Origin of the sequence: Blautia sp. CAG:257 (genome assembly GCF_000433815.1) — a bacterium.
Lineage (GTDB): Bacteria > Bacillota > Clostridia > Lachnospirales > Lachnospiraceae > Blautia_A > Blautia_A caecimuris.
The window spans coordinates 33,957-43,663 of record NZ_HF999004.1 but is presented as its reverse complement, the minus strand read 5'-3'; the positions used below and the strand labels follow the sequence as shown (position 1 = coordinate 43,663).

Below are 9,707 nucleotides of genomic sequence, written 5' to 3'. Positions count from 1 at the left end.
AAAACAGGTGACTGTGGATAAAACTGCGGAAACTCAAGTTTATCTCCGATTGCAAATTTATCGTTTTTTCTGTATAATATAAGAAATTTTGCAAATTACAAGGAGGAAACGACATGAAAGGAACTTTATATGGCGTAGGTGTGGGACCGGGAGATCCGGAACTGATGACGCTGAAAGCAGTGCGCCTGATCCGTGAAAATAAAATCATTGCAGTACCGGGAGCTGATCCAAAAGAGACAGTTGCCTACAAAATTGCAGTACAGGCAGTGCCGGAACTGGCAGAAAAGGAACTTCTTCCCATTTATATGCCTATGACCCACGATCTGGAGGAACTGGAACGAAATCATGCTAAAGGAGCCCAAACCCTGGAATCTCATCTGGAACAGGGAAATAATATTGTTTTTCTGACTCTGGGAGATCCCTGTGTATACTCCACCTTTTCTTATCTTCAGAAGCGTGTGGAGCAGGACGGTTATCCCACAGCGCTTGTCAGCGGTATTACGTCTTTCTGCGCTGCAGCGGCACGTTTGAATATTCCTCTTTCCGAATGGAACGAACAGCTTCATATTGTCCCCGCCGTTCATCGTCTGGACAGTACCTTAAGCGAATCCGGCAATTACATATTGATGAAATCCGGGAAGAAAATGAATCAGGTAAAAGAAATTCTTGCCCAGAGTAACCGTGATGTTATGATGGTAGAAAACTGCGGTATGGAAAATGAGCATATTTATCGCAGTGTGGAAGAGATTCCTGACGATGCAGGCTATTACTCTCTGATCATTGCCAAAGAAAAGAAAAATTCACATGATTGAAACAAAAAATCTTACAAAAACCTTTGACAGCTTTACTGCTGTAGATCATCTGAATCTGAAAATTGAGTCCGGTGAGTTTTTCGGACTTCTTGGCCCAAACGGGGCAGGCAAAACAACGACCATCAGTCTTTTGTCCACCCTTCTCCTTCCCACAGAGGGCGAAATTCTTATTGACGGACAGACACTTACCAGAAGCCGGCCTGATCTGAAGCGCAAAATCAGTGTAATCACCCAGGAGTATTCCATGCGCCAGGATATGAATATGGATGAGATTATGGAATATCAGGGACGGCTGTATTTTATGCCCAAAAAAGAAATCCGCCGCCGTACAGAAGAACTTCTGGATTTCTGTGATCTTCTGAAATTCCGAAAGCGTACTGTCCGTAAACTTTCCGGAGGAATGAAACGTAAGCTTATGGTCTGCCGGGCCCTTCTTACAGAACCTGAAATCCTGCTTCTGGACGAACCCACTGCTGGTATGGACGCCCTTTCCAGAAGACAGATGTGGAATCTCCTGCGTCAGCTGAACGGTAAAAATCTTACGATCCTTCTTACCACCCATTATATGGAGGAAGCTCAGTCCCTCTGCGGTCGCGTGGCTCTTATGGATCATGGAAAACTGGAAGAGGTCAATACTCCTTCAGGTCTGATTGACAGCCTTGGGAAATACACAGTGGATGAAACTGCATCTGAAGGTACCAGAAGTCATTATTTCCACAGCCGCCAGGAAGCCATTGATTTTCTTTCTTCTCTGTCATGCCAGGCAGCCCTTCGTGAAACGACTCTGGAAGATGTGTTTGTAGAACGGGCAGGCAGACACCTGTCCCCTTCATAAAGGAGAAGAGCATGGGAATAATTACAATTTTATGGGAAAAATGGGTGGAATTTCGAAGAGATTTTTATAAAATCACTCTGGCAGCCATGATAGCTCCTCTTATGTATCTGGTTGTTTTTGGTATGGGGATTCAGACCATGTCTCATGGAGAACCTTATCTGAACTTTCTGATCCCCGGCGTAGTCTCACTGACTACCATGAATGGCAGCTTTAATGCCATTGCCCAGAATCTGAACGTACAGCGTCTTTACGAGAAAGCTTTTGACCAGGTTATGATTTCCCCTACGCCTCTGTGGCAGTTTATTGCCGGTCAGATCATTGGCGGCAGTCTCCGGGGTCTGTATGCAGGAAGCATTATTTTAATCCTTACCATGCCCATTGAAACAGGACTGATTTTTAATGGATGGTCATTTTTTGTAATGTTCTTAAACGGCGCTGTATTTTCCGCAATCGGAGTGGTAGTCTCTTTTCTGGCCAAAAATCATGCAGATGTTCCCCGTTTTTCCAATTATATCATTATGCCAATGGCCTATCTGTGCAATACCTTTTTTTCAACGGAAAAAATCCCCGGCATTCTGGGCGATACTGTTGCCGCACTGCCTTTGTCCCAGACAAGCCAGATGATCCGTACCATTTCCGGTGGCGGCAAAGTAAACTTTACCGGAATCGGGATCCTGCTCCTTTATCTTTTTGTTTTTACAGCCGGGGCATCCTGGTTCATTTATAAGAAAAAAAACCTTTAACTTTAAAAAGCAGGAATATCTCCCTTTACAGTTTCGGGGATTCCTGCTTTTATCTGTCAGCGCCTTACTCCGCCGCCCTTTGTCCTGTTATAGGATTTCTCTGCGCGGAAGATCCTGATCAGGCGCTTTTCTTTTTTATTCAGTCTTTTTTCCGAACAGGGAAGTATTCTTACGTAAGCCTGCCTTCCATACTTGATATCAGCGTATACATCTCCGTTTCCTTTTCCGTTAAAATGTGAATGAACTCTGTGATACACATGGATGGACTGTCCTACATAAACATCCTTATATCTTCGAAATCCCCGTCCTCTGGGCTGATTGTCATAAATAAGAATCACGTAGCAGCCGGGACCGTCCTGATACTTATAACCGGAAGTGCCTCTCCCGCCTCTCCAGGAGCTGATCCAGTTTTTTTCAAAGTCTTTCCAGAACAACATTCCTTTGGAAATAATCTTATTCCTTTTTCTCCTGTCCATGAAAAAGGATGCCACAGGCCGTATAATCGTAATAAATACAAATACTCCCAGAATCCCCAGAACCAGATACATAACTACCTGTCCGGGATCCGGAGATTTTATATTGATCTTTTCCGGTATCTTTTTCAGTATTTCTCTGATGTATTCTGATAAATCCATATCATCCCTTATCCTCTGAAGTATATTTTATGCATCTCCCCATACACTTCTGTTTTTACAACAGCTCCCCCAGATGTTTTTCGAAGCACACACCTTCATTGCGGTCTGTTCCCTCAAGAACGGTATCATGGATTGCTCCGGAAATAAATCGTACTGCCTTTTTTACGGTTTCTGCAGTATCCATTCCTTTCACCATACCCGCGCTTAAAACAGAGGCAAAAAGATCTCCGGTTCCTGAATAGCTTCCGCCTTCTTTTTTTGCCGTAACCCATTCCCAATTACTTTCATTTACGATCAGATTTGCCATTTCCGCCTCTTTGTCTGCACTCTTTGTATAAAGATCGATTCCCGTGATCACTGCTTCTGTATGAAAGTTCTCTGCGATCTTCTGTCCGGTTTTCCGGATTTCAGCCATAAACGCCTCTGTTTCCAGGCCGGATAAATACTTCCACCGGCAATGCATTTCTTCTTTTCCATAAAGAAGAAGCAGCGCTTCCGTAAGATTTGGGGTGATCATACTTGCCTTTTCTGCAAGCTGACGCATTTTTTCACAAAGGGCTTCTGTATAAATGGGGTATTCCATCCCATTGTCTCCGAGAATGGGATCTGTCAGTATTCTGGTATCTGCATCTGCAAATCTTTCTATAAATTCCAGAGCCATTTCCGCCTGATCATCCCCTGCCAGAAATCCGGTATAAATTCCGTTCGGACGAAAATCCATTTTTTCCCATTGATCCATAATCTCTTCCATATGCTCTGTATAATCATCGTAATAATAGGACGGAAATCCCGTCTGCGCACTTAAAACGGCAGTGGGAAGCGGGCAGGCCTGTACCCCCATCACCGAGATCACGGGAATTGCCGCTGTCAGAGAGCATTTTCCCAGACCGGATAAATCATTTAAAACTGCAATTTTTTTCAAAGCTTTTCTCCTTAACTTGCATTTTCCTTTGCTGTGCTATAGAATATCATCAACATGTATCTCAAAAAACAACCAGTTTTTGTTATTTTTAGGGGGACAGTTTATGATAAATCAGCAGTCTGCAGCAAAAGAAAAGAAAAAAAATCAGATTTTTCATTTTTCACAAAATACTGACGGCCCCGAGCTTCTTTATCTCCAGGTTTACCACCATTACAGAAACCTGATCACAGCCCGGAAGCTTCTTCCCGGAAGCCGGATGCCTTCTCTGCGTAAATGTTCTCAGGAGCTTCAGCTAAGCCGCACAACAGTGGAAAACGCTTATCTTCAGCTTGCCGCAGAGGGCTATATTATTTCCAAAGCCCAGAGCGGCTACTACGTCACTGATATTGCCACGAAAGAGCCTTTGCCCCGCCAGACGGAAAAGCCTTCTCTCCCTCCCTGCAGGTATGATCTTTCTTCTTCCGGCGTGGACCGGGAAAGCTTTCGCTTTGACCTCTGGCAGCGATATCTGAAAAGCGCTCTCCGGCAAAACCAGAGGCTTCTCACTTACGGAGAGCCTCAGGGGGAAGCAGATTTTCGTCAGGCTCTTTCCGACTATGTTTACCAGAAGCGGAATATTGCCTGTTCACCTGATGATATTGTAGTTGGCGCGGGAGTCCAGAGCCTTCTGCAGATTCTCTGCCCTCTGATCCGGGACAAAAAAACCGTTTCCTTTCCCACTCCCTCTTTTATTCAGGGCAGCACCGTATTCTCTGATTTTGGTTTCCAGGTCCGATACCGCAACAAGGACAGCGGAGTTATTTATGTTTCTCCTGCCCACATGACAAAATGGGGCGAGATCATGCCTGTTTCCAGGAGACTGGAGCTGATCCGCTATGCCGCAGAGCATAAAAGCCTGATCATTGAGGATGATTTTGAAAATGAATTTGTGTATCTCCAAAAACCCACGCCTTCTCTGTTCAGCCTTTCGGGAGGACATGACGTTGTTTATATCGGTTCTTTTTCCAGGCTTCTTCTGCCCTCTATCCGGGTAAGCTTTATGATACTTCCTCCGGGACTTTCTGAGGCCTACCGGAAAAAATCCGAATATTATAATCAGACTGCTTCCAAAGCAGAACAGATCGCCCTGTGCCAGTTTATCCGGGACGGTCATCTTTCCGCTCAGACACGGCGGCTGAAACGGCTGTATTCTGCCAAGCTGAAGGAGCTTCTTTCCACGGTCAGAGAAACCTTTGGCACAGACTGCAGTATTCAGATCGGAGCCGCCGGAACCAGCCTTGCCCTTACGCTTCCCTGTCAGGCAGACGGCGCATCTGTAAAAAAAGCAGCACGACTTCTGGGACTGCGCCTTACTGTTCTGAAAGAAGACCCGTCTGCCATCACTCTGCTGCTTTCCTGCTCCTCTATGCCCACAGGAGACTTCCATCCTGCCTGCGGACTTCTGAAGCAGGTAATTGATAGTTTTTAATCTCTCCGGTTGTCGATCATGTAAAGCAGGGCATTGCAGATACAGGCTGCAATATTGCTTCCTCCTTTACGTCCCCGGGCCACAATATAAGGCGCTCCCGACTCCATGATCAGTTCTTTTGACTGCACCACATTCACAAAGCCTACAGGAACGCCAATGATCAGCTCCGGATCCAGCTTTCCTTCCTGGATCAGTTCATAAAGACGCACCAGAGCTGTGGGCGCATTTCCAATGGCAAAAATAAGTTTTTTATTCAGGGCCGCTGCCTTATCCATACTGGCAGTGGCTCTTGTCGTTCCATTCTTTTTTGCAGCCTCAGCCACATCCTCATCCGACATATAGCAGTAAACCTCGCCGCCGTACCGTGCAAGAGCGCGTTTGTTGATCCCTGATTTTGCCATCTGAGTATCTGTTACAATACAGGCGCCGTCTTTTATGGCTGCCATTGCCTTTTCGACCACCTCAGGAGAAAAGCAGAGATTGTCCGCATAATCAAAATCCGCACTGGTATGAATACATCTTTTTACCACAAGCTCAGTTCCCGGAGCCAGCTTTTTATCTCCCAGCTCCTCTGTAATGATCTCAAAGCTTCGTTTCTCAATATCCATGGGCTTTACATTTTCAAGCTGAACCTTCATGCTTCTGTTCCTCCTGTTCCTTCTTCCAGAATCTCATAAATTTTTTTCATATCCAGATGTTTCCGAAGCTCTGCCGCCAGAATATCATACTGAGTTTCTTTAAAAGCAGCAAAGTCCACGCCCTCCATCTGAGATACATCAATGCCTTTTTTCTTTCCGGCTGCGCGGATCAGGGCAAGAGCGGACTCCTCTTTATCAAAAATCCCATGCACATAGGTTCCGCACACATTTTCAAAAACAGTTCCTTCTGTTTTTTCCTGTCCGGTGACTCCGTCCTTTGTCCAGGTACTTGCCCTGGCTCCGGACTTCCATGTGCTCTCTCCCATATGGATCTCATAGCCGGTAAACTCCACGCCGGTAAGAGGCTGATAATCCCCTTTTATGTCCAGATATTTTCCTGTTACCTGGGTTCTTGTTTTCTTTTCTGCAAATACAGTGTCCATTGGCAGAAGTCCCATTCCCCTCATGGTTCCTCCCGCTTCTACTCCATAAGGATCACTTAAAGATTCTCCAAGCATCTGATAGCCGCCGCAGATACCAAAAACAAGGGTGCCCTTTGCCGCAGCCTTCAGGATAAGAGCCTCCATTCCGCTTTCCCGAAGCCACTGAAGATCCTCCATGGTATTTTTTGTTCCCGGAAGTATGATCACATCCGGATTTTTCAGCTCAGAAGCATGCTTTACATAGCGAAGAGACACGCCGGGAATGCTTTCCAGCGGATTAAAATCTGTAAAATTGGAAATTCTCGGTACCCGGATCACTGCAATATCAATCTGTCCGATTTCCTGATTTCTGTCAAACCTGTCTGTAAGGCTGTCCTCGTCCTCCACCTGGATATCAAGATAAGGAGCAACGCCTACCACCGGAATCCCACATTTTTCTTCCAGCATTTCCACGCCCGGATCAAGAATGGTTTTATCGCCGCGGAATTTATTGATGATCAGACCTTTTACCATTTCCCGTTCGTCCGGTTCCAGAAGCTCTACCGTTCCGTAAAGCTGGGCAAACACACCGCCTCTGTCAATATCGCCCACAAGAAGAACCGGCGCCTTTGCCATTTTTGCCATGCCCATGTTTACAATGTCTTCTGTTTTCAGATTGATCTCCGCCGGACTGCCTGCGCCCTCGATCACAATAATGTCATTTTCCGCAGCAAGGGCTTCAAATGCCTTCATCACATCCGGCACCAGTTTTTTCTTATATTTAAAATAATCTCTGGCACTCATGGTTCCAAGCACCTCGCCATTGACGATCACCTGGGAGCCCACATCATTGGTAGGTTTCAGAAGAATGGGATTCATGAGAACAGAAGGGGCGATTCCTGCTGCCTCTGCCTGCATCACCTGAGCTCTTCCCATTTCAAGCCCTTCCTCTGTAATAAAAGAATTCAGTGCCATATTCTGTGATTTAAAGGGGGCTACCCGGTAGCCGTCCTGCTTAAAAATACGGCACAGCCCTGCGGCAAGAAGACTTTTTCCTGCGTTGGACATTGTACCCTGTACCATAATTGCTTTTGCCATATTATTCTCCCTCCAGACCTTTTTTCAGAGCTTCCAGAAGCCTTTCATTTTCCTGATGCGTACGAACCGCAACCCGGTAAAAGCCCTCTGTCAGCCCCGGATAATTGCTGCAGTCCCGGATGATCACTCCGTTTCGGATTCCTTTTTCAAACAATCCGGGCTCTCCCCTGAAAAAAATATAATTTGCCTCAGAAGGATACACGGTAAATCCCAGCTCCTCCAGACCTTTTTTCAGGCAGGGAGCCTCCTCAAATATTGTTTTTCTTCCTTTTTCTACATAGGCATTTTCTTTCAGGGCAGCAACCCCTGCCATTTCTGCCATAACCGAAATATTCCAGGGCTGAGTCACCTGGGACATCTTTTCCAGAAGCTCTTCGTTTTCGCTGAGGCCGTAGCCCAGCCGGATCCCTGCCATGGCATAGCGCTTTGTAAACGCTTTCAGAATAAAAAGATTATGATATCTGGAAAGCTGCGCTTTCAGAGAATATTTTCCCGGCTCTTTTACAAAGTCAAGAAAACACTCATCCACCACTAAAAGGATTCCCAGCTCTCTGCAGCGCCTCAGCACATGAAAAAGAAATTCCCTGTCTGTAAGGATTCCCGTGGGATTATTTGGATTGCAGAGAAAAACCATGTCCAGATCTCCGTGAAGCCACTCAATAAAACTTTCCTGCATACAAAAGCCGTCTTCCTCTCTGAGAAGCACATGCTCCACCTGACATCCCACACTTGTGAGAGCCTGTTCGTATTCAGCAAATGTAGGCACAGGAATCAGGGCCTTTTTGGGGCGTACAGCCTGACAGAGAGAAAATATAAGCTCTGCGGCTCCGTTTCCGCAGATAATATGCCGGGGATCCATATCCTCGTACTCTCCCAGCGCTTCTCTTAAAGGCGCATAGCCTACCTGGGGATAGTCTCCTGTTCTGTCCAGGCTGTCTCTGACTGCCTGTTTTACACTTTCCGGGGTGCCAAGAGGATTGCAGTTGGCTGAAAAATCCATGCAGTTCCGATAAGTATATATGTTTCCTCCATGTACGTGTTTCATGTTTCTGTCTCCTGTATGTCAATTCATCCCTGTTTCCATCTGTCTGCTGCAGACTCCGCTCCGGGATCCTGTTCTTTACAGTTCCCGAAGTCCCATATGGCTACAGCAGAATCTGCAATGCCAGACGCAGACCGGCACAGATCACAAGACTTAATACTGCAGTGGCGTACATCAGCCTGTTTGCCCTTCTGATATCCTCTGGTTCTACCGGACGCAGACTGTCTCCGATGGTGGGCTTTTCATATAATTTTCCAAAATAATATGCATTTCCTGCCAGCTGGACTTCAAGAGCTCCTGCCATTGCCGCCTCTGTCTGGGCAGAATTGGGGCTTGCATGGTTCCTTCTGTCCCTTTTGTAGATTTTTGCAGCATTTTTCCCGTTCATTCCGGAGAAAAAGGATGCTGCTACCATCAGCCATCCGGAAATTCTTGCAGGAAGATAATTGGCAAGATCATCAAGCTTTGCCGCACATCTTCCAAAATAAAGATATTTATCATTTTTGTAGCCAAGCATGGAATCCATGGTGTTGATGCCTTTATAAAGAAACATCACAGGGGCGCCGCCTGCGGCCATGTAGATCATAGGAGCGATCACGCCGTCAGAACAGTTTTCTGCCACGGTTTCCACAGCAGCCTTTGTAACCCCTTCTTCTGTAAGGGCTTTTGTATCACGTCCCACGATCATGGAAACCGCATATCTGGCTTCCTCTATAGTTCCGTTTAAAAGCCGGTCATGTACCTTCATGCTTTCATCCTTTAAGGATTTTGTGGCAAGGAGCTGATAACACCAGAAGGTTTCCACAGCGCATCCCAAAGCCGGAACATTCCGGTACAGAACAGATAAGATCACTGCCGGAATCCCAAAGGATAAAAGGCAGACCAGAACTACTTCCAAAAAGCCTCCCAGAAGCTCTCCTTTTTGGGTTTTTGGAAATATTTTTCTGATTCCCTTTTCAAGTACGGCAATCAGGTTTCCGATCAGGCACACCGGATGGTACAGCCATCTTGGATCGCCGATCAGAAGATCAAGTAAAAACCCTGCTGTCAGGGCAATAGTATGATAAAACAAAATTTCCTCTTCCTGACACA

At 46.1% G+C, this 9,707-nt stretch carries 10 protein-coding genes; 4 read left to right on the top strand and 6 right to left on the bottom strand.

Translation table 11 applies throughout. The features are described 5' to 3' along the window. The first annotated feature begins 113 nt into the window (after nt 1–113). The 3 genes from cobI to QVP40_RS02885 are packed head-to-tail and all read left to right on the top strand — an operon-like array spanning nt 114 to nt 2,390. The gene (gene cobI / locus QVP40_RS02895; protein WP_022067004.1) at nt 114–812 is read left to right on the top strand and encodes a precorrin-2 C(20)-methyltransferase; all 699 of its coding nucleotides are present in this window, start codon (nt 114–116) and stop codon (nt 810–812) included. Then, a complete protein-coding gene (locus QVP40_RS02890) occupies nt 805–1,647 on the top strand; it encodes an ABC transporter ATP-binding protein (RefSeq protein WP_022067003.1) in 843 nt (280 codons plus the stop codon). The genes cobI and QVP40_RS02890 overlap by 8 nt, the downstream gene beginning before the upstream one ends. Nucleotides 1,648–1,658: 11 nt before the next feature. Further along, nucleotides 1,659–2,390 carry an ABC transporter permease gene (locus QVP40_RS02885; protein WP_022067002.1) on the top strand — a complete coding sequence of 244 codons (732 nt, stop codon included), beginning with the start codon at nt 1,659–1,661 and terminating at the stop codon, nt 2,388–2,390. Between the two features lie 56 nt (nt 2,391–2,446). Here QVP40_RS02885 and QVP40_RS02880 read toward each other — a convergent pair whose 3' ends face one another. Then, nucleotides 2,447–3,025: a GIY-YIG nuclease family protein gene (locus tag QVP40_RS02880; RefSeq protein ID WP_022067001.1), complete on the bottom strand. Its 579-nt coding sequence runs from the start codon at nt 3,023–3,025 to the stop codon at nt 2,447–2,449. Between the two features lie 55 nt (nt 3,026–3,080). After that, entirely contained in the window at nt 3,081–3,947 is an 867-nt protein-coding gene (locus QVP40_RS02875; RefSeq protein WP_022067000.1) for a pyridoxamine kinase, read from the bottom strand. Nucleotides 3,948–4,050: 103 nt separating this feature from the next. Here QVP40_RS02875 and pdxR point away from each other — a divergent pair, with 103 nt between their 5' ends. Beyond that, nucleotides 4,051–5,415: a MocR-like pyridoxine biosynthesis transcription factor PdxR gene (gene pdxR, locus QVP40_RS02870; RefSeq protein WP_022066999.1), complete on the top strand. Its 1,365-nt coding sequence runs from the start codon at nt 4,051–4,053 to the stop codon at nt 5,413–5,415. On the opposite strand, the gene QVP40_RS02865 is transcribed toward pdxR, so the two are convergent. The 4 genes from QVP40_RS02865 to cbiB form a co-directional block, all read right to left on the bottom strand. Beyond that, a complete protein-coding gene (locus tag QVP40_RS02865) occupies nt 5,412–6,053 on the bottom strand; it encodes a precorrin-8X methylmutase (RefSeq protein ID WP_022066998.1) in 642 nt (213 codons plus the stop codon). The genes pdxR and QVP40_RS02865 overlap by 4 nt on opposite strands. Continuing rightward, nucleotides 6,050–7,573 carry a cobyric acid synthase gene (locus QVP40_RS02860; RefSeq protein WP_022066997.1) on the bottom strand — a complete coding sequence of 508 codons (1,524 nt, stop codon included), beginning with the start codon at nt 7,571–7,573 and terminating at the stop codon, nt 6,050–6,052. The genes QVP40_RS02865 and QVP40_RS02860 overlap by 4 nt, the downstream gene beginning before the upstream one ends. Nucleotide 7,574: 1 nt before the next feature. After that, nucleotides 7,575–8,618: a pyridoxal phosphate-dependent aminotransferase gene (locus QVP40_RS02855; protein ID WP_022066996.1), complete on the bottom strand. Its 1,044-nt coding sequence runs from the start codon at nt 8,616–8,618 to the stop codon at nt 7,575–7,577. Between the two features lie 100 nt (nt 8,619–8,718). Then, a complete protein-coding gene (cbiB, locus tag QVP40_RS02850; protein WP_138270590.1) occupies nt 8,719–9,690 on the bottom strand; it encodes an adenosylcobinamide-phosphate synthase CbiB in 972 nt (323 codons plus the stop codon). Between the last annotated feature and the right edge of the window lie 17 nt (nt 9,691–9,707).

Bases quoted from the DNA above. Each gene is read 5' to 3' on its own strand.
- cobI (WP_022067004.1), top strand. From the start codon at position 114: ATGAAAGGAACTTTATATGGCGTAGGTGTGGGACCGGGAGATCCGGAA.
- QVP40_RS02880 (WP_022067001.1), bottom strand. From the start codon at position 3,025: ATGGATTTATCAGAATACATCAGAGAAATACTGAAAAAGATACCGGAA.
- QVP40_RS02855 (WP_022066996.1), bottom strand. From the start codon at position 8,618: ATGAAACACGTACATGGAGGAAACATATATACTTATCGGAACTGCATG.
- pdxR (WP_022066999.1), top strand. From the start codon at position 4,051: ATGATAAATCAGCAGTCTGCAGCAAAAGAAAAGAAAAAAAATCAGATT.
- QVP40_RS02860 (WP_022066997.1), bottom strand. From the start codon at position 7,573: ATGGCAAAAGCAATTATGGTACAGGGTACAATGTCCAACGCAGGAAAA.
- QVP40_RS02890 (WP_022067003.1), top strand. From the start codon at position 805: ATGATTGAAACAAAAAATCTTACAAAAACCTTTGACAGCTTTACTGCT.
- QVP40_RS02865 (WP_022066998.1), bottom strand. From the start codon at position 6,053: ATGAAGGTTCAGCTTGAAAATGTAAAGCCCATGGATATTGAGAAACGA.
- QVP40_RS02885 (WP_022067002.1), top strand. From the start codon at position 1,659: ATGGGAATAATTACAATTTTATGGGAAAAATGGGTGGAATTTCGAAGA.